The 20,640-nt window shown below is 66.7% G+C and carries 10 protein-coding genes; 2 read left to right on the forward strand and 8 right to left on the reverse strand.

Annotated features, from left to right (window positions below; genetic code table 11):
- Positions 1–183: 183 nt before the first annotated feature.
- Genes A4U64_RS11165 through A4U64_RS11180 form a run of 4 tightly spaced genes read right to left on the reverse strand, consistent with a single transcriptional unit; the run spans position 184 to position 8,790 of the window.
- On the reverse strand, positions 184–831 hold the full coding sequence (locus tag A4U64_RS11165) for a hypothetical protein (RefSeq protein WP_146034288.1): 648 nt from the start codon (positions 829–831) through the stop codon (positions 184–186).
- Entirely contained in the window at positions 828–2,108 is a 1,281-nt protein-coding gene (gene brxD, locus A4U64_RS11170; RefSeq protein WP_198163415.1) for a BREX system ATP-binding protein BrxD, read from the reverse strand. Before brxD ends, A4U64_RS11165 begins: the two co-directional genes overlap by 4 nt.
- Positions 2,105–4,765 (reverse strand): BREX-2 system phosphatase PglZ, encoded by a 2,661-nt coding sequence (gene pglZ, locus A4U64_RS11175; RefSeq protein ID WP_065922558.1) that lies wholly within the window; start codon positions 4,763–4,765, stop codon positions 2,105–2,107. Before pglZ ends, brxD begins: the two co-directional genes overlap by 4 nt.
- On the reverse strand, positions 4,762–8,790 hold the full coding sequence (locus A4U64_RS11180) for a DUF6079 family protein (RefSeq protein ID WP_335740038.1): 4,029 nt from the start codon (positions 8,788–8,790) through the stop codon (positions 4,762–4,764). The genes pglZ and A4U64_RS11180 overlap by 4 nt, the downstream gene beginning before the upstream one ends.
- An 87-nt stretch (positions 8,791–8,877) precedes the next feature.
- On the opposite strand from A4U64_RS11180, the gene A4U64_RS11185 reads away from it, so the two are divergent.
- Positions 8,878–9,261, forward strand: coding sequence for a hypothetical protein (locus A4U64_RS11185; RefSeq protein ID WP_065922560.1), 384 nt, complete (start codon positions 8,878–8,880; stop codon positions 9,259–9,261).
- Between the two features lie 260 nt (positions 9,262–9,521).
- Here A4U64_RS11185 and A4U64_RS11195 read toward each other — a convergent pair whose 3' ends face one another.
- Both A4U64_RS11195 and A4U64_RS11200 read right to left on the reverse strand, forming a co-directional pair.
- A complete protein-coding gene (locus A4U64_RS11195; protein ID WP_146034287.1) occupies positions 9,522–9,908 on the reverse strand; it encodes an MBL fold metallo-hydrolase in 387 nt (128 codons plus the stop codon).
- Positions 9,909–11,547: 1,639 nt separating this feature from the next.
- Positions 11,548–12,354, reverse strand: coding sequence for a hypothetical protein (locus tag A4U64_RS11200; protein ID WP_146034286.1), 807 nt, complete (start codon positions 12,352–12,354; stop codon positions 11,548–11,550).
- A gap of 86 nt (positions 12,355–12,440) precedes the next feature.
- On the opposite strand from A4U64_RS11200, the gene A4U64_RS28220 reads away from it, so the two are divergent.
- Entirely contained in the window at positions 12,441–12,758 is a 318-nt protein-coding gene (locus tag A4U64_RS28220) for a hypothetical protein (protein WP_146034285.1), read from the forward strand.
- A gap of 6 nt (positions 12,759–12,764) precedes the next feature.
- Here A4U64_RS28220 and pglX read toward each other — a convergent pair whose 3' ends face one another.
- Together pglX and pglW are read right to left on the reverse strand one after the other, a co-directional pair.
- Positions 12,765–16,358 (reverse strand): BREX-2 system adenine-specific DNA-methyltransferase PglX, encoded by a 3,594-nt coding sequence (gene pglX, locus A4U64_RS11205; RefSeq protein WP_065922564.1) that lies wholly within the window; start codon positions 16,356–16,358, stop codon positions 12,765–12,767.
- Positions 16,358–20,566 (reverse strand): BREX system serine/threonine kinase PglW, encoded by a 4,209-nt coding sequence (gene pglW / locus A4U64_RS11210; RefSeq protein ID WP_065923471.1) that lies wholly within the window; start codon positions 20,564–20,566, stop codon positions 16,358–16,360. Before pglW ends, pglX begins: the two co-directional genes overlap by 1 nt.
- Positions 20,567–20,640 lie beyond the last annotated feature (74 nt).

Genomic DNA, 20,640 nt, shown 5'->3' on the forward strand with positions numbered 1-20,640 from the left:
CCGAGGTCGGGGTGACGCTCCAGCGGGCGATCGAGTTGGAGATCGATCGCGTGGATACGGCGAGGCGCCGACAACGCGCCGGCAGTATCAGGCAGATCTACCAGGGTGGACTTCCCGGTACCGGTAAGTAGTGCATGCTGACTCTCCCCTAGGAGAGAATCTCAGCGCGGAAAGACCGCTTGATCACAGATACGCCTGTTCTGTAGACATCCCGAATGCTCGCATCAATGCGCCACGCAGAGCGTCTAGGCTACCTGGCCGGTTAATTCCTGGAGGAGACGGCGACGGGCCGAAGACAACATGCGCATCTGGCATTACATCATCGAACGAGTGCTTCTTCCACCCGTCCCGAACTACGCTACCCAGCACAAGGACGGATTGGGGATGGTGAATCAGCTCGCTGAAAGACTTGAAGTCATCCTTCCCTCTGATTATCTCGGCGTCGTCAGGATCGAACTTGCTGATCGGGAACGGACACAGGTTCCACGCAACGCACCGACCTCTGTCGATGCCCAGTTCGAGGAACAAATCGAACAGCGTGGCGGCCACCTCGTCGTCGTTGTCGAGCGAGATTAACCGGCCCGTTCCTCGTCTTGGGTCGGCGTCGGCTTGGGGAGCCTTGAGCAGCAGGATCACATCCGCGTCGACACCGCCATACGTCGGATCGAGGTACGGAAGCCTATCGGTGTAGCCTTCGCGCTTGCTGATACGCCAGACCAGTCGGTTCAATTCAAGGACCGAGGAAGCCTGCTTCGCTTGTTCCAACCTCCGCATACGAAGATCCAGATCGGAAAGGGCGCGCGAGCTACTCGGAATCGTGGGACGGTTCATAGATCCAATTCGATGTCGTCTGCTGACAGCGCTTCACGCTCGGCATCGGACAATTCGGTCGTCGCGATCTTGATCTCGTAGTCGGTGTATGGGTCGAAGTCGGGATGCAGCTCGACGACGTCGAGAACATCGACGAGTTTGCGAAGGAACAATCGCGGGGCGATGCCGACGCGGCCACCGAGGTTCCCGGCGACGGCTGAGGCAAAGCGACGCAGGAACTCGTCGTCGACGGTCGACCGCACCCGATCACCTGCGTCGATCCCGGTGAAGAACAACTCGCGCACGCGCCCCCCGAGTTCGACGAGCCGGTCGAGGTCGAAGCCGGTCAGCCGTAGCTGCGGGGCGCGGGGGTTGTCGAACCGCGGATCGCGGGAGAAGTCGGTGTGCAGCCGGTCCGCCAGGGGCGGCAGCAACTTGATACCTTGCCGACCTTCGAAGAACGCCGGGGTGCCCGTGATGAGCATATAGAGCCCTGGGAAGTGCCCGTCGTGGATCTCGTCGATCAACTGACGCAGCGCGTTGAGGGCTTTGGCGCGCGCGTCGGAACGGACTCGCTGCAGTGTCTCCACCTCGTCGAGCACGAGCAACAGGCCGGCATTGCCCGCGTCGGCCAGCACCGCAAGCAATCCGCGGAGAAAGCCGAGGGCAAGGAAATGGTCGAGGTCGCCCTTAATACCGGCGCGGCGCTTCACCGATGCGGCGACGTGCGGTTGGCCGCCGAGCCAGGCCACCAGGGCGTCGGCGCCGTCGTGGTCGTCCTCCTCGACCATGCGACGGTACGCGCGAATCGCCATGGGAAACACGGGGGCTCGTGCGGCGACGTCGGCGAGCCGACGTTCGAGCAACTCCTCTACTCCCACGCCTTGTTGCGCGGCGTCGTCCTCGACGGTGAACAACCACGCGTCGAGGATCGGCCGCAATGCCGACGGGTGGATCGACGCCGTGCGCAGCGATTCGATGCTGCGCCGGTACACGGTTTCCAGTTTGTGCAGCGGAGTGTCGATCTCGTTGATCTGCACCTCGGCTACCGCGAAGCCGCGCTTCATGGCGCGGTCGGCGAGCCAACGTGCGAAGAACGTCTTGCCCGAGCCGTAGTCGCCGCGCACCGCCTTGAACATCGCGCCACCCCCGGCAACAACGCCGAGTTCGGCGTCGAGTTCGGTTTCGAACTTGCCGAGACCGACGGCGAGTTGGTCGAGCCCGTTGGCCGGGACGGTGCCACGACGCAACGCGTCGAGGATCTCCCGCCGCCGACGCGGCGACACCGGCGCCGTCACGACCCGATTCCGAACTGTTCGCGCAGGGCCGCTTCGTCGAGTCCGACGACACCGCCGTCGAGCAGCAGCACCTCGTAGCCCTCGACGTCGAGCACCCGCTTGATCTGCAGCAGCGCACCACCGACGCGGGCCGGGGCGATGCCGAGCAGGCTCGCCGCTTGCGCCGTGGTCAGTTCCCGCGCTGGCGCCGCGAGCAGTGCGGCGAGCAGCGCTCGGATCTGTTCACGCTGCACCACGATTCGACCGGCGAGCCGTTCCTGATCGGCGAACACCGCGGTGGCGATCACCTGGTCGGCGACGTTCACGGTGACGGGGGCCGGTTCGTCGGTGTCGAACAGGGTGGGCGCCGCCTGTTTCGTGGGCGCAGGTGCCGTCGGCGGCTCAGCGGGTGCTGCGATCTGCACTGGGGCGTACCACCACCGCGGTTCGACTGGATCGAGTGCGGTGAGGGTGGCCGGGCGTTCCCCGGTGTGGAATGCGAGGACCGGCACAAGCACCTCGGCGGGTGCCGCTCCCCCGTGGTAACCGGCATTGACCGGTCCGTAACGGACGGTCTCGTCGACGGCGAGCACCACCGTGTTGCTGTCGGTGAGCACCCGCGGTCCGCGCACCACGACCTCGCCGTCCTCGACGTGGGCGAGGTCGCCGTGGGCCCGCTGCCCGTACAGGTTCGCGCGAGCGAGTTTGACGCTGGTGCGCCGCTCGATGATGTGACCGTGATCGGACGTGATGATCACCGCGCGCCCGGCGCGCTGCGCGGCCTGCAGCAGCGCCCGCAGGTGGGTGATGTTGCCGATTCCCCAATCGGCTCCGCCGGGATCGGTGTGATGGAGGGTGTCGTCGACGAAGTTGAGTACCGCCGTGACAAGCGGCCGACCGGTGGTATCGGCGATCGCGTTGGCGACGTCGGTGGCCAAGTCCGCACCCGCGGGCACAGTGTCGAGGGCCTTCTTGTGGAAGATCGGATCGACCCGGCCGGGGGCTGCTTCGAGTCCGGCCGAGCGCAACGCGTCGAGGAATCCGGTGCGTTCGGCGGAGTCGTCGCCTTCACGCAGGTCACCGGACAGCAACGAGCACCGGCTGCGTTGCGTAAGAGTCGGGAGCACCGCCAGCGCGGCGGTCCGGCGGGAGCCGCCGAGCACCCCGGCTTCGCTCCATCCGTGTTCGGCCGCGGCAGCAGCAAGGTCGGTGGCCGCGGCGATCGACAGCGCGTCGACGACGAGCAGCAGGGTCGGTCGGGCCTTGGCGAGTGGCAGCACCACGGTGCGCAGCAGCTGTTCGACGACCGGCCCGGTGGGGTGTGGCGTGTCGGCGAGCGCCGCGGCAAACCGGCGGTCGTGTCCGCGACGACGGGCGGTGACAGCGTCGATGACAAGGGTGATGGCGTCGGCGAGCGCCCGGTGGTCCGAGCCGCGGTACGCAGCGGCCAGCGCCGCGTCGACCCAGCCGTCGCCGTCGATGTATCGCCGGGTGTGATCGTCGAGGTTTCCGGTGGTGGGGGTGTCGACGGCCAGCCAGCGCAGCAATCGCACGGTGGCCTCGGCGGCGCGGTACGAGGAGGAGGTACGGGCCGAGAGGTGGCGGAGCGTCTGCTGCCACGCCCGTTCGACATTGTCGAGGCCGCCCTGTTTCGGCCCGAACTCGACGGGGTCGCCGGGCATGGCCACCTCGATGGCGTGGGCGAGTGCGTCGAGTCGAGCGGTGAGGCCTTGCGGGAGCAACTCGGAGCGACCCGCAAGGTCGTCGATGCCGAGTTCACGCGCGTGTGCGGCGGCGGACTCGAGTACGGCACGTCGTTCACTGTCGGTGAGCGTGCCGATGACGAGTCCGGACGAGTCGTCGTGCCAGGCGGCGAGGTCCTCGTCCGTGAGGCCGGTCAGCCCGTAGCGACCGAGAAACAGGCCGCGCGCGAGGTCGCTGCCGGGATCCGTGAAGAGGCCGGCGAGCAATCCGAGCGGGACCAGGTCAGCGATGCGCTGGGTCTTCAATAGCGCAGCAACGGGTTTGGCGAGGCGGCCCGCTCGTTCGGCGAGCCACGCGGTGGTGGCGGCGACGAGTTCGGTCCCGCCGTCGGTGCGCAGCCGCTCGAATTCGGCGGCAGCGCCGGGCCGGCGACTCCATTCGAGGACGACGAGCGTGTCGATCTCGGTGGCCGGGTCGTCGGTCATCGCCAGCGCACCCCGAGCGACGGCGGACATCGCGTGCGCGCGGGTGAGGACCCCACCCGGCGCGGGGGTGACCGCGGTGGTGGGGATCGCGGCGAGCAATCCCATCGCGAGGGCACGATCGTTGGCCACCCGATAGAGCGCGGGTTCGACGGTGGTCGCGGAGAACATGGATCGCAGCGCATCCCACGGGTCGGGACTGATGAGACGACCGTCGACGAGATGCGCAAGGACCCCGACACCGAGTTCCGTTTCCTCGATGGGGGTGAGCACGACGAGCCATTCGTCGTGGTTGCGTTGTTCGAGCGCCTCCCACACCGCGAAGGTCGACGGGCACGGCACGACCGTGACGGGCACGCCGTCGTGCACGAAGGCGCCGCCGTCCCATTTCGGGGCGGCACGCAGCCCGAGGACGCCGTTCCGGTGCCGCTTCTCCACGGCCTTCGTGAGCTTGGCGGCGATGATGGGGCGGGTGACGGTGAGGGTGCTCATTCGACCCACCACTTCACGCGCAGACCCGGTCCGTGTTTGGCGAATGCCTTCCGCAACTGGTCGGCAACGGACTTGATGTCATCGATGCCGTGAAGGATGACCGTGTCGGGGTCGGTGACCACGTCCTCCCCGGTTCCGTCCTCGACGTCGTCGCCACCGTCGTCGATGATCTCTTCGTCGTCAATGACGTCCTCGTCGTCTTTGACCTCGGAAACGACCCACTCGACCACGCGGGTTTCCAGCGACTTCAGCTCCGATAGCTGCCTTCCCGGTGTCGAGACCAACTCGCGCAGGCTCTTCAGGATCACCCGTGCGGATTCACCGCGCTCACCCCCGGTTTCGGCGCCGGCGACGAGGGTCTCGACGAGCTTCCACTGCACGTTGCGCAACGCCCGCGCGTCGTCCGCTGCCTCGGTACGCAGGTTGCCCGCGGTCTCCATCGCGACGGGCAGTGTCGCCGTTGCGAGCAGATCGATGAGCGCGACATTGCCGGCGGTGCCGACGAGCCGGTCACAGAGTTCGACGAGTGCGCGGACCGCACTGATCCGGTCGGTGTCGGTGATGTCCAAGCCCAGCACCCGGTGGGCGTCGGCGAGCCGTTCGACGACCTGCCGCAGATCTGAGGTTCGCTCCCCCGCCTTCACCCGCACCTGCTGGGCGAAGTCCGCGACGTTCGCGCCGGTGAGGTAGGTGCGCGGGATGGTGTAGCCGAACAGTTGAGTCGCGGAGAGACGAGCGGCGTCCCAGGCGTTCTGCTCGGGCAGTTCCTCGGCACGCAGTTCGATACTCTCGCGCATCCGTCCCAGGGCCAGTGCGGGCACCGGGGAGCCGGCCTCGAACCAGGCTCGTTTGCGGAGCAGTGCCCATGCCGCGACGATCAGATCGCGGGCTTCGGGCCGCAAGCCCCATGCGGGGCTGACCGCGTCGATGCGGCGTTGCAGCACGCCGACGGTGACGCGGTCGGTGTCGGCGGCGGCCCGGTCGAGTTCCCCGGCCCAGAACGCGAAGGTGTCTTCCCCGAAGAGGAAGTGGTCTTCGGTGGCCTTGCCGACCTTCAGCGGCCCGGCGACGCGCTGCGCGACCTTACGTTCGGCCCCGGCGGTGGGGACACGGCCCTGTCGGTCGGCGACGGCTTGCTCGACGAAGCCGCGGACGATCTCGTAGTGGCGGGCGGTGATTTCCTCGTCCGGGCTCGGGAACTGCGGGTGGTTCGGGTACAGCGCGGCGAAGGCCTGGTCGATGACCTTGTCGAAGGCATCCTCGAGGTTGAGCGCGGTCGGCAGCTTGGGGCTGAAGTCCTTGCTGAGCGAGACGAGGATCTCGGTGTGGCCGGGGTCGTCGATGAATCGCTTCGGGTCGGGCGCCTCGATGCCGTAGGCCTGTTCGAGGAGCCGTTCGAACGAGTGGAGCGTGCCCCGGTACAGGTTTTCCAGGATGCCGCGGGCCTGCGCGCGGTCCGACGGGGACAGGTGGTCGGTGTTCTCCTGCCAGCGGTCACCGGTGCCGGTGAACAGCCAGTCGAGCTTGACGAGCAGCGCCAGGTCCTGCATCGCCTCGTCGGAGAAGAACTTCGGCAACCACACGATGGTGTGGCGGTCGCCGTCGGCGAGGAGCCGGTCGATGCGGGCGATGTCGTCGGCAGCGGAGAAGTTCTGTTCGTCGAACGGGTAGTCGACGACGAGCCGCCACGTGCCGGGCCGGTTGTCGAAGTTCTGTTCGGGGACCGATGAGGCGTCGCGGACATTGCCGAATACGACGTCGACCTCGCGGCGGGATCCGCGCCAGATCACGGTGCGCGTGGCGCCGCCGGCGAGGTCGTCCTGCTTGGTGTCGACGCCGAGTGCCTTGTGCACGAGGGTGCGGATGAGCACTTTGCGTTTGCCGAGATTGTCTTCGCCGCGGATGCGTTCGAGCACCGAGTTGTAGTCGACGTTGGCGAGCTGCACCCGGATGATCGGGTTGGTGCCCTCGGAGACGGTGATCTCGGGGACGTCCTTGGCCCATTCCCGGACCACGCCGAGGACGACGCGGGCCTCTCCGCCCTTCATGCGGGTCTTGATCGAACCGTGGTTGAGCGCGGCAAGGCGGGAGGCGGTGAGGTCGCGCAGCGCCGGGACCTTGGGGGCGATCGCCGAGAGCAGCAGCGTCTTGGCGATGCGGTCGTGGGCTCGGAACCCGGCGGGCACCGAATCGGGGTCCGTCTCGAGCTGTTCGGCGGTCACCTGGTGGCGGGCGAGCAGCAGCGGCAACAGCTTGTCCTTGTAGAGGTTGGCAGCCGCGGTGAACAGGGTGCCGGCGACGCCGTCGATGGGGTCTTCGCCGTCGACGATGGGCCCGAAGGCGTCGCCGACGGGGATGAGGTCGGCGGTGGTGAGGGTGTCGCGCCGTTCGACGAGCATGCGCTGCATCACCTTCAGGGCGGTGCGGTCGCGCTGCATCACCGATGCCAGTTCCCGCAGGGTCGCCACGAGCGCCGGAGAGAACGGGTAGGTGAGCCGGAATTCGTGTTCGGAGGCGCCGCGGTAGTCCTCGGTGGTGTTCATCGAGTCGCGCAGCACGTCCCACACCTCGGGGCTGCGGGTGACCGAACGGAACGCGTCGTCGAGGACCTGCCGCGCGTGCTCGTCCTTCGGCTGCAGCAATCGGACGTTAGCGACCTCGGCGAGGTTGTCGTTGCCGAGTTCGATGGTGCGGAACCGGCCCTGCTGGTATTGCAGGGCCCGGTCGGATGCTTCCTGTTCGGAGCCGGATGCGCCGGCGTCGGCGAGCCATTTGCGCAGATCCATCTGGCGGGAGATGAACGAGATCAGCGGAATGGGTCGCGGATTGCCGGCTGCTTCGACGAGTTTGGTGATCTTCTGCGATTCGCGGCCGAAGAACTCGCTGCTGCGGACGGAGAAAATCAGCCACAGGATCAGCTCGTCGAGGAACAGCACCACCGCGTCGTAGCCGAGGGACTTGGCGTGTTCGGACAACACCGCGAGGCCGCGGTCGATGTCGATGAAGTCGGCCTGTTCGACGAAGGATGAGAAGTAACTGCGCACCAGCGCGGAGACGAGTTCCTTGCGCAGTTCGCTCTCGGCCGGGGCGGCCAGGGCGCTCTGGTAGCGGTCGTGGGTCCAGCCGTCGCTGAGCACCCCACCCCAGCCGTCGTCGGCGCCGGTGTCCGAGTCGCCGCCGAGGCCGGCGAGGAACTGCTCGTCACCGATGCGTTCGCGCAGATTCTCGGCGTCGGCAAGCAGCGTGTCGGAGACGTGCAGCGCGGGCAGCGGCGCTTCCGGGTGCAGCCGAGCGATCTGGCGCACGTAGCCCTGGAAGATGGCCTGTTCGAGGGATCTCGCGCCGATGAGGTGGTAGGTGAGACGCAGGATCTTCTTGCCGGCAAGTTCGCCGTCGTAGCGGCCGGTGAGGTCGCGGAACCGGTCGACGCGCAGCGCCGGATGGTTGCCGAGCAGCGCGTAGAGCACGGCCATGAAGTGCGACTTACCGGAGCCGAAGGAGCCGGCGAGGTAGGCGCCGCGGGAGGTGTTCTTCTTGATCGCGTCGGCGATGAGAGCGATCGCGGAGACGAAGTTGTCCTTGAGCGAATCGGTGAGGACGTAGGCGTCGAGGGTGGCGCGGATGTGCGCATCGTCGTCGGTGCTGTCGGTCAGCCGCAGCACGTAGTCGTCGGCGCCGATACGTTCGGGGATGTCGATGACGTCCCGCAGCAGGATGCTCACGCTTCGCCTGCCCTCCTTCGTGGTCCTCGTGATGCGGCGGCCATAAAGTGGGGTCGCTGCGGGTCTCATCCTGCCAAAGAACAGCGACAGCCCGAGCCTCGCCCGTCCGCGCGTCGCGCTGCCGAGCAGGCGATCGACGGACGCACACACCCCGCATCGGTCCCAATTACCGGTCACGTGCGGGATTCCCGTGTGTCCGACGCACCCGACGAAGAAACCGTGAGCTCCCAGCTCGATACCGACTACTGAGAGTGGGCCGAGCAGCTGCCGGAGGATCAGCGTGCAGCACTCGTACGGTGGCAACGCGCGGACGTCCGCTTCTACCGGCGTATCCAGAACCTGCTCCGAAGCGGTGTAGACGATCCCGAAGCCGAAGAGGTTGCGGAGCTGTTGCTGGATGCGATCGCCGCCGGGCGGCTCGCGACGGACATCACCGCATGGCGCGGACTACGTAACGTATCCGCGCTGTTCGAGGTGGACGTTGCCGGCCTGAGTTCCCTGATTGGACACGAAGTTCGTGCCGACGGCTTGTTGGCTGTCTCGATCGCACGGTCGGTTGCCGTCGACGAGTTCACCAGGCCCCCGTCCGCCGACGGTGCAGGCCTCGTCCGCGCCCGGATTCCTCGTGGCACGCCCGCAGCGTGGGTGAAACTGGTCGGAGCGGCCGAGATGGAGTATCAGCAGGAGCTGTTGCTTTCCGACGGTCACCACCTGCGGGTTCTCGATGTGGCCTACACTGGTGACTTGCCGATTGTGGACGTGGAGGTGATCTGACCGTGCCGATGAGCAACGATCGCTTGGTCGACGACAGCGTCTTCTCCCGTTCGACAGATTCCCGGCCCGCACCCCAGTTCACGACCTCGTTGATCACTCAACTCGGCCTCGCTCGCGCGTCCGCGGAGGAGAAGGAGCAGGGAATCGCTCGATGGCTGAGCGGCCATCACCCGTCCGAGAGGCTGAGAAAGAGCTTGATTCGAAGCGGATACAGGCACCTTCTCCATCTGAACGCGTGAGATCCCGATCCACCATCTCCCTTACCTGGGTGTGGTTGCCACGTGAGCTCGGAACACCAGCTCGACACGCTCCCCCTTCGGCGGCACCGCCAACCGCTCGGCCAACCCCTCGTAGCCGAATTCCCGGACGAGGCGCTTAAGGCTCTCACTGAAGTGCGCCCAGTCCTCGGCATGGACCGGCACGATCACGGCGTCACCCAGCACCCCGGCGGCCAGTACGGCAGTGCGGGCATTCACCGTCAGGTCGGTGTCACCGAAACGCCCGACATTGGCCGCGCCGACGAAGAGCACCGCGATGTCGATACGCCCGACCCTGGCGGCGATCTGTTCCACCACAGCCACCGACGCGTTGTCTCCCGAGATGTAGATCGTGGGCAGCCCCACAGGGCGCAGCACGAAGCCGGTCACCTCCCCCACCACCGGCTCGCATCACTCAGGCCCGTGCAGCGCCGGCACCGCCAGGATCTCGACGCTGCCCCACCCGGCAGCGGATGGCGACGAGCAGTCCACGTCGGCAGGCCGGTGACACCGTCGGCACAGCCTGACGCAGCGACCGTCGAGAGCACCAGCTGGATTTCTGCGAGCAGTGCTCGTCCGGAGTCGTCGAGGTTGTCGACAGGCTGGTCATGGGAGAGCAGCACCAGATCCACGCCCCAAGTCGGCGGCCGCGACGCCTTGCCGCTGAGCTTGCCGCAGCGCAACAACAACCGTAGCGGGTGTCGCCAAGCCGGTGAACCACGTTCCGTACGCGCCCCACTGGCCCCCACCCCAACCCCGTGCGTGTCCGATGCCCGACGACACGCAGAGGTCGGAACCATCAGGCGCCGACTGCGCCACACGCCCCACGATACGAACGCGTGTTCGAGTTGACGCTTCCCGGCCCTCGTGGGACCATCCCTGCACCGGCCTGACTACAGGTCGACCCCGGAAGGTGCTGGAACACCAACCGGGGTCTGGGCACACGACAGATTGGGACTGTCATGCACCGTACGGTGGATTCTATCCACACGCCCCGCAGAGGCGTGCATCAGCAACAGGCCGCGAGCGCGTTCCGCGCCGGCCGACACGTCACCTCGCCACCAGGTTCCCTTCCAACGCTGTGACCTTCCAGCCCCTCGATCCCGCGACCAGCGGTCCGATCGAGAGGCTGGAGGTGTTTCCTCGCCTGCCTCGGCGTGCGCGCGGGCCGTTTCGGTAACCACGGCACATCGAGGCGGGCGGCGTCGCTCGTCTCCCAGAGTCCGACGTCAGCGCATCGACGCTGCGAACCGGGGGGCCATTCCCGCGGTTCGAAACCGACTGGGCACCAGTAACCCTCGTCTCCACAGCTGGTGGTGGAGCACCTGATCGAACGGGTCGACACGAACGGTCGGGTCCAGCGCAAGCCGCACGTCCTCCGCGACGTGGGGCTACGAGTGCTGGCCGAGATGGTCTATCGGGGCATGGCGACCGGGCAGCGGTGGGGAAGGGGCCGAAGCAACCTCAGGGACCCGTAGGGTCTCCGATCGGTTGGGCGCAGCCGCCCGCAGGGCGTCCTCTTCGATGCCCTTCCCGGACCACATCGAAAGCCGCTGCGGGAGAATCGAGTCCGTGCCCACCGCCTCCGGTGACTTCGAGCTGACGATGGACGAGCTGCGAGTCGTCGCCCGCTACGTGACCGAGGCCGCCAAGGAAGTCCTGCCGGCCTTCGAAGACGCCGTGCCCGACCCTCCCCGCCTGCACGCAGCCATTCACGTGGCATGTCAACTTGAGGTCGGCGGCGTCGTCCGGCCTCTCACATCCCGTGCCAGCAAGCAGCGATCCATCTTGGAGGCCGTCACAGACGCCCGCACACCGGAGCGCCGCTACTGCGGCCGACGTGCTGCTCCGAGCGACCTGAGCAACCGGGACGCACCTGATCGAGCTCAAGGACCAGTCCGTATTCGATGCCGTGAGCCTTGACGTCGCCTGACCGCGTCGGGCGATTGACCGAGGCCACGCACTGGATACATGGTCGCCGCGCCAGATGTCGCTCGGGCCGGCGCACAGTCCACTCGACGGATCCAGGCTAATCCCATGGGGTAGTGCTGAATCCAGCCGCGCGGAACTCCTCCTTAGCGCGCATGACGTACTGGTTGACCTGTTGACGCAAGGTTTCCACGAAACTGACGGCATCTCGTTTGGCGTCTTCGGCGGTATAGGGCGCATACCCGATGTACGCGCGGAACGCGTCGATGAACTGTTTCAACTCGTCCGTGGCCGACTTGAACGCTAGTGCTTTCGCGAGCGGTTCAGTAACAGTCTGGAGAAGTGCGGCCATCGCGGCGTTCAACCGCGTTGCAGGGGTGAGTACCTCAGGTGGGGCGACCATCTGAAGCGAATTGAAGGCACGCGCCAAAGCCTTGAGGTTCCGTGTCTGATCGGCTGCAAAGAGAATTTTCCGCGCCGCATTTTCGTCGGGCAGACCAGCCGCGGTATCAAAAGCGTCCTTGACAAGATTGAACAGACCGTCAGTGTCGAGGGCTTCATCGAGAGCTACTGAGCACGTCTGTGCGTATGTGGTCGCTGCCTCGAGGACGAGCTTGTCGTACTCCTTCTTCCCCTCGGCCGCACGGCGATTCTCCTCGATTTCGTTATCGAGCTGCCGCTTTAACTTTTCAAGCTCCACTTCGTGTGCTCTGCGCTCTTCCGCAAGTTGGCAGTCATGATTGAGCTTCAGAGCAGTCACTTTGTCTTCTTGTGCGGCCTTACGTCGATCGCTAGAACGCAACGAGAAGGCTGCAATACCCGCGCTGATCGTGCCGGCGACAACGGTTCCAGCTCCAGCACCCCACCAGAAGCTTGACTCCGTCATGAAGTCAGAGAATGCGCTCATATCGGGCAACCTACCAACAACCCCGGACAAGTGGAGAGCACCTGGAACGGGCCTTCCTCGCCCTCCGGCGTCCATGACGACGGATCATGACTGGAGCACTCGTGCTGCTCCAAGTACAGATGCAACAGGTCGACGGGCTACCACCGGTCGATCCCACGGTCGGAAGCAGGATGATCGAGCAGGCTCGACGGCGCGCAACGCCGAACCTGATTGCTGTATTCGACCGCAATCCCCTCGCCACGCATCGCCATCAGGTTGCCCAACTCATCAGTGCATCGGATCGCACTCTACGCACATCGGTCGGCACCGGAAGTCAAACGCTCCTCGTCTGCCGGATCGAATCTCAAGGCGCCGTCTCGCTGGTGGGCGCAGGTTCAGCGAGATCGTGCGGAAGAACACAATGACGCCGCTTATGCCCGGTCAGCTTCCTTCGCAGCCTTCTTGGCGATGCGACGTCCACGGGTGGACGCCGGGGGCCGCCACGCGGCAAGATCCTCGGTGGTGACGCCGAGATCGGCGCTGTGGGAGCGCAGCACCTCCTCGATGGTGTCGGCTACCGATTCGCCGTACTCCGGGTCGATTTCGCCGTGCCACTGCCGCACCCAGGGCAACAACTCCGCCAGACCTGCCAGCATCGGGATCAGCTTCTCGGGGTTCTCCTGATCCCAGCCATCGGTGGCTACACGTTCGTCGACGAGACTGGCGAGGGCCAAAGCCTGTTCGGCGTGGTCCCAGCCGGCCCAACCGAGAAGCATGGTCGGGTCGGTGTCGCGGTTCGCGTTCGGATACGAGATGAACCGTTCCTTCGGCATGTCGAGCTTGCCGCGCCGCGACCAGTACGAACTCTTCACAAAGTCGGCAGGCTTGTACTTGGGCGGCACCGGGATCGGGCTATCCAGCTTCTCCCCCGCATCCTCGCGATGCTGAAGGTCCCAGGTGTGTTCCCATGCTTCTCGTTTGATGAGGCCCGAGGGCTTGTAGCGCAGCGCGGCGAGGTAGGGCACCACCTCCTCGTCGAGGAGCTTCGCAAGCGCGGTCCCCGTGGACACCTCGGCATTGCCGGCCCACAACCGCAGCACCCGACGGAAATCCTCGTCGCGGTCCAGCTTGTCGGCAAGTTGCGCGACGCTGCGCGGCGTGGGATGCCCGTCTTCGAACCACAGGTCGCGGTTCTCGACGCGGTCGAGTAGCCAGTCGCGCAGGGCTTCGGTGACGCGCTTGTCCCACGGGTCAGTGGCCCACCGCCTCTTGTGCTCGGGTTTCTCCAACAAGCGGATGTGAGGGTTCGACGCGATGACGTCGAGCCGCTGCTGAATCAGGTCGCGGTAGTCGGCGGGCAGGTGGGCAGGGATCTCGGTTGTCGGGGTGGAGCGGTGACGCTCGAACCACGCCGTGTGCTCACCGTTCTCGACGGCACGCGCGAGTGCGATCTCGAACGCACGCTCGCCCAATGCGATTCCAGGCAGTTCACCGGTGTAGGTGAGATCCTCGTCGATGAGCCCGTAGAGACGGTAGCACTCCCAGTCAAGTTCTTCCTGGTGCGCGATCATCAGCGCGCGGACGTGCTCGGACTCCTCGTGCGCCACATCGAGTGGGTTGATGGTCGGAACCTCGTTCGCGGCGACAGCGGCCGGGGCGTGGGCAGCGAGTTCCTGCGCGAGGGCGTCGAGGGAGCGCGCGCGATCCAGCGGGAAGGACGACGGGAGCGGGAAGTCCCTGAGGGTGGTGCCGTTCAGCTGGTAGAAGTTTTCCCACTGGTCCAGAGTGGTTCGCGCACCGCTGTTATCGACCGTACTGCCCTTGTTGTGGCACTTCTGCTTGAGCCAGAAGCACGCCACCGAACTGTTCAGCACACCGAGCACACGCAGGTGGTCGTCCTCGGTTGCACCCTCCGGCAACTTGATCACCGGCGCGGTTTGTTTGAACACCTTGCCACCGCGGTCCAGGACGAAATGGTTGTGGGTGGCTACTTCGGCGAAGGTGATGGAGAGGGGGGTCCGGTACCGGTCCTTGAAGAACATCGAGTACTCGAACCATGTGAGCCCACGTTCGAGTTGTGACTGCCCAAGGTTGATCCGAAGTGACAGCACCGCCTTGTTCGGCCAAAGCGCCCGTTGCGCAGCCTCGGAAAGCTCAGCATCCAACGTTTGCTCGTTGTAGGGCCACAGAGCTGCTTCCGCTGGTGCTACAGACCACTCCCGAACAACGTCCCCTTCAACGACCGAACGTTGGTGCATGGCGCTGATACGTGCCCGGTCGAGTGCATCCTTGCCGAGCATGAAGGCAGAGTCCTCTGCCGTGACCGCGCCGAAACCGATCTCACGCACACGCGACCGAAGCTTCGAGACTCCAGCGCCCTCAACTCGTTCGAGAAGGTCGACCGCTCCACCCCCTGAGAGGCTCCACGGGTGTCCTTGCAGTGCAGCTCGATCCAAATCAGCCACACTGATCCAGGCGTCATCGAATCCTGGATCATCAATGTGCTCGACAATCGCAGACCACACCACGCCCTTTGAGGGGTCGTCCGGTCGGCCCGGTTCACCTCTCACTCCCAGCACCGCTCGAACGGTCTTCGCGACAGGCGACCGGTTCCGTCCTACCAAAATGACCGTGGGCGTGCCATGACCCGGGATGTACGCGCCCGAAGTGTCGATCACTCGCCGAAGATCACGGAGGACGAGGAATTCTTCGATCAGTTTGGAACCGAACTCTCGCTTCATGAACGAGTTCGACGTGATCTGCCCGACCCAACCGGAGCTCCCGTTTGAATCACTCTTGGCCAGGTCGAAGAACAGTTCCATGAACGGCACTGTCAGTGCGTACTTGCGGTGACATGTCGAGTAGAGGGTTCGGTACGTTTGGTTGAGCGCCTTGTCCTTGACAGTGATATACGGCGGATTACCCACCACCACATCGTGTTCCCGCTGCAGGATCGCCTTCAACGCGTCCGCGTTTTCCGTCGCGTATGCCATCTGTTCGGTGCCCGTCGACCACAGGTCGTCACTGATCGCCTGCTGCCGCGCCCCCCACAACAACGAGTCACCGGCCGCGAGATTCAGTTCGATATCGATCATTTTCTCGATCGACTTGTCCCCACTCGCATCCAACGCCGCCACCATCAACCGGAACCGCGCAATCGCCACCGCGAACGGGTTGATGTCCACCCCATACACCGACGCAAGTGCCTTCTGCACCAACACCCGCGAGCCCAGTGCCGGCGCTTCCCGCTGCCACCTGTCGAGCAACCGACGGAACGCACCGAGGAGGAAGTGGCCCGACCCACAGGTCGGGTCGATCACCGTGAAACCCTCAAGATGTCGCTCGGCGAGCGCCGGGTCGAGAGTCTGGTCGAGGATGAACTCCTCCACGAACTCCGGGGTCTGCAACAACGCGTAAGTCTTCTTCGCGAACTCCGACAGGTCCTGATACACGTCACCGAGGAATCGGGTGTCCACGCCAACGAAGCCCCACAGCGGCTCGCCGGAAGGGTCCTTGTCCCACCAGAATTCGAGCAGCGCCCGCGCCGCATCACCGGACGGTGCCACCTGGCGCAACGGCGAGTAGTCGTCGACCAGGCCGCGGGTGGCTTCCATCATCCCGAAGTGCGCGATGATCGTTTCGAGCCATTCGCGGTCGGTGTGCTCCGGGAATTCGGTGAAATAGGCACGGCGGGCGTCGAGGGCCTGCTGGCGCGCGTCGGCGTCCGGGCCGCCGATCCACGCCTTTGACACCAGTACTTGGTCCTCGCAGTAGCGGGCGAACACCGTGAGCAGCACCCACGCGACCGCGGCCTGCGTCACGCGTTCGTCGCGCCACGCCTGCCACGACGCCGCGGTGCGCTGCGCCGTGAGCGCCGCGGTGTGCTCGGCGCGCCACCGCTCCCCCACGCCCGCCTGCCGGGCATCGACATCCGAGCCGTCGACGCGCGCACGCAGATCGTCCTCGAGGACGGTGACCTGCCTGCGCAGCGCGTTCACCAACTCGGTCGCGGAAAAGTCCGCCATCACACCTTCTCGCTCTCCACTGCCTCGGTCTTCCCGACCGAGTACGTCAGAAACTGTCCACCCGGAGAACCCAGCTGGATCGGCTCGCCGTCGATCACCGCACCGCGCACCCCGCGCATCTGCGGCAGCACCACCCACACCGGCCGCCGCCGCGGCGCCGAGAGGTCGGCCAACCGCGCCACGAGGTCGAGGTAGCCGTACCGGGCCAGTGGCGACAATTCGGTGAGGACCAGCGGCGTCGCCAGCACCCCATCGTCGAACACCTCCGCCTCGATACGGGCACACACCCGCGGCATCACCTGATCGAGCACCGCGCGCAGACCCCGCGCATCGCGGCTACCAGCCTCGGCGGCGTCGGCGCTGCGGATCAGATCCCAGGACACACCCTTCTCGGCCGCGAACGCGCGCATGGCCTCGACGATCTCGCCGGTCACATCCACCAGGTCACCGTCGTGGGATGCGGCGAGGTCTGCCGCGACCTTTTGGTGGTCGCCGGGGCGATGCACCGTCACACCGAAGGCGAGGAAGCCGTTCTCCCGCAGCGATGTCGCGACGAGCGATCCGCGCAGCGAGCCACCACCGGCGGCGGCACCCGCGATGTCGCCGACGGGTCCGGTGTAGGTGGCGGTGCGGGTGTTCAGACTGGTTTCGCTGGCGGGCGTGACTTGCTCGTAGCGGTATCCGGTACCGTCCCATGTCAACCCGAGGCCTGCGCGTTCGATGTGCGCATCGAGAGCCGGGCGGCCGGGCAGCCGGTCGAGTTCCGGGAAACGAGCCGCCACACGGGCCCGCACCTCGGTGGGCGAGAGCGCCTCGGTCTGCGCGAGACCGGCGAGGGCGATCCGCAGCGCGTCGGACGGACCGAGATTGCGTCGATGCAGTTCACCACGACCCGACACGGCCGCGTACCGGGAGATGGCTGCGGCCAGGCGGATCAACCGTGCATCCGACGGAAGCGGCACCTGGACATCCGGCCCCGCGGCGCCCTTGTAGGCGCGGGTGAAGGCCGCGCGCAGATCGCGAGCGGCGGTGCTGACGCGCACCACCTCGGATGCCGGGGTGGATGCCATCAGGTCGTCGGCGCGGCGCCCGGCCGCTTCGGCTCCGGCGAGCAGCAACTCGTCCTCGGCAATGAGGGCGAGGCGTCCGGCGTGACGGCGCCGCACCCAGCGGCGGGTGCCTTCCGCGGTTTCGTGTTCGGTGAGCCGGTCGAGGGCGGCACGCAGCAGACCCGCGGCGGCGCGTTCGGCGAGGCGCGGTGCCACGGCATCGGACGGCGACGCAGGCGGTTGCGGCAGTCGCCCGCGGATCTCGGCGGTGAGGGTGGTCACGGCTACCACCCCGCCGGAGTCGCGCAGTACCTGTTCGGCGACGGCGATCAGTTCGTCGAGCAGTTCACGGGTGGCCGGGTTCTCCGCCCAGTCGGCCTGCAATTCCTTCAACAGTTGGTTGCCACGCGGGCTGGTCTTCTTCAGCGCGGAGGCCAGTTCGTTGCCGGACGCGAACGCGTCGAGGGTGCCGGTGGTGCCGAGCAGCAGTTCCGCGGCCTGGCGCCGGGTGCTGGTACGGCCCGTCGCGACGGCGGACAGCAGCAGCGCCACGGCCTCGTCGAGGCCGAGCAGCCCCTGGGTGCTCGCGGGCTTCGTCGCAGACCGGCCGAGTTCCTTGACCCAGCCGCGGTGCCGGTCGCGGATCTCAGTGCGGGTGGCCTTCGCTTCCTTCGCGACGAGGCGGTTGAGGCGGGTGGAGTCGAGCGCCACCAGTTCCCCGACCGTGGTCACCTGAACAGCCGCGAGCGCCGACACTGCGCGGGCACTCAAACCGGCCGCGGCGAGTGCCGTTGCGGCCTCGACCTTGTGAACCGGTTCGGGGGCAGCGTCGAGGTCGGTGAACGCTCGACGCCACGCGCGCAGCATGTCTTCGGCGGTGTCGGGACGCGCGGCGGCGTCGCGGGACAGTGCCGAGGTGAAGAACGCGATGAGCGCGGCGGCGACCGGCATCTCGAACATGGCCGGGTCGACGGTGACGTCGTCGTCGACGGTGGCCGGGTTCGCCTGCGGGTCGGGTCCGTACTGCGGGGCGGTGCCGGTGGCCATCTCGAACAGCACCACCGCGGCGCCGTAGCGTTCGGCGGCGGTGTCGTACTGGCGGCGGCCGCCGGCGCCGAGGAACGGGTCCAGGTACGGCGGGGTGCCGGCCTCGATGTTGCGGGGGTCGACCCCGGCCATCGAGAAGTCGAACAGTCGCAGGTGCGTATCGGCGCGCGAACTCGACTGGTGCACACCGAGATTCGACGGCTTGAGGTCGCGGTGGGTGACGCCGGCGCGTTCGAGGGCGATCAACGCCTGCAGCAGGTCGGTGCCCCAGCGTTCGAGCAGGTCGATCGACAGCCGGCCGCCCTTGGCGGCCAGCTCCTCGGCGAGGGTGGTGCGACCTGCGTCGTGCACGACCAGCGCGGTGCGCCCGCCGACGTGCTCCTCGGAGGCGAGCTGGACGATGCGCGGATCGTCGAGTTTCGCGAGCACCTGCGCTTCGGCGTGCAGGCGGGCGGCGGCTTCGTCGTCGCGGGCGACCTTGAGGACCCGTTCGTGGTCGCCGGCCTTGCGGTCGACGACGAGGATGCCCACCGCGGTGGAGCCGGCGCCGAGGCGGCGCTTGTAGACGAAGCGGCCGTCGCCGAGTTCGTCACCGGGCTTGGCCTCGAGCGGGTCGGTTTCGCCTTCCGCGCGGAACAGCTCGCCACGAACCTGTTCGAGGCGGTCGAGGAACTCGGCGACGGTGGCGATGCGCTCCGCCGGGCTGGGATCAGTGGCGTCGAGGACGAGTTGCCGCAGCACCGACGGCACCTGCGGCAGTTCCACGGCCAGGTCGAGGCCGCCGTCGCGGCGCAGCCGGTCGAGCAGTTCACCGCGTTCGGTGGCCGGAGAGACTCCACCGCTGAGCAGATAGAAGGCCAGCGCGCCGAGCCCGAAGACATCCATGCGGGCCGGGTCGGCGGGGCTGGCGCCTTCCGGGGCGGCGAACAGGCGGGCCTGGTCGCTCAGCGCCCCCGCCATGAGACTCAGTGGGCCGGCGGACAGGCGGGTGACGCCGGTCTCGGCGTTGGCGGGCAGCACCCCGGCGGTGTCCCAGTCCGTGACCTGCGGTTGCGGACCGGCGGCGCGGTCGCGCACGACGACCGCGCGCGGATTCAGGGTGCGGTGCACCACCCGATGCCGGTGCGCGTAGTGCACGATCTCGGCGATCTGAGCGATGAGTTCGAGCTGCTGCTCGAGCGTGAGCGCGGTCCGGTGGTCGGCGAGCCACAGGTCCAACCGCAGTTCGTCCTTGGACTGCAGGAACACCAGGCCGATGCCGAGTTCCTTGTCCTTGACGACGTCGACGGGCACCTGCAGGCCGTCGTGCTTGAGCCGCGACAGCAACTTGTATTCGTGTTCGACGCCGCGCGCCCGGGCATGTTCCTCCGCGGAGGTGGCGCCGGGTTTGGGCAGGTAGAAGCGGATGCGCGCTTCCCGTTCCATGTCGACGTGGTGGAAGGCCGGCCAGTCCTGCCAGCCCTCGCCGTCGCCGAAGGGCTGTTCGTCGATCACCCACGAGCCGAGTTCCCGCTGCCGACGGGGTGCGAGTCCGATCGCGGTCATCAGATCGCGGATCAGCAGGGATTTCTCCTCGCTGACCGGCTCGTGCTTGGACGGCGCGAGCAGGCGCTCGCCGATGCCGGGCAGGCCGCTGCGGCGTTCGTTGCCGTCGAGGCCGTACAGGTTGATCGCGGAGCTGGCCGGCAGGGCGCACCGGAGGTCGGGGTGGTGCAGGAACACCAACTCCTGCACGAACGGGATGACGCCCTTGAGGTTCTTCTGCCCGGTCTTCTCGGCCAAGCGGTCCTTGAGCAGCGACGAGAAGTACTGGGCCTTCTTGCGGGTGAGCAGCAGCGGCGAATCCTCGGACCGGTAGCCGCCACGGCTCCACACGTGGTCGTTGCCGCGCAGCGTGCCGCTGTAGTACTTCAGTTCGATCAGGTAGAGGGTGTCGCGGCTCAGAACGAGCAGATCCACCTCGTGCCAGCGACCGCGGTTGTCGCGGAACTCGAAGTTGGACCAAGCGCGGAAGGGCGGGGCATCCGGCAACAGGCTCTTGACGAAGTCGAGGCCGAGCTTCTCATGCTCGAACTGCGAGGGACTGATCTCGACCCAACGGTCACTCTGCACCTGGTCCCGCACCTCTCGATCTCATCCGTCACCCATGTATAGAGAGTCGAGTGTGCGCATCTCGTTGTTACGCC

The organism is Rhodococcus sp. WB1 (assembly GCF_001700945.1).
GTDB lineage: Bacteria > Actinomycetota > Actinomycetes > Mycobacteriales > Mycobacteriaceae > Rhodococcus > Rhodococcus aetherivorans.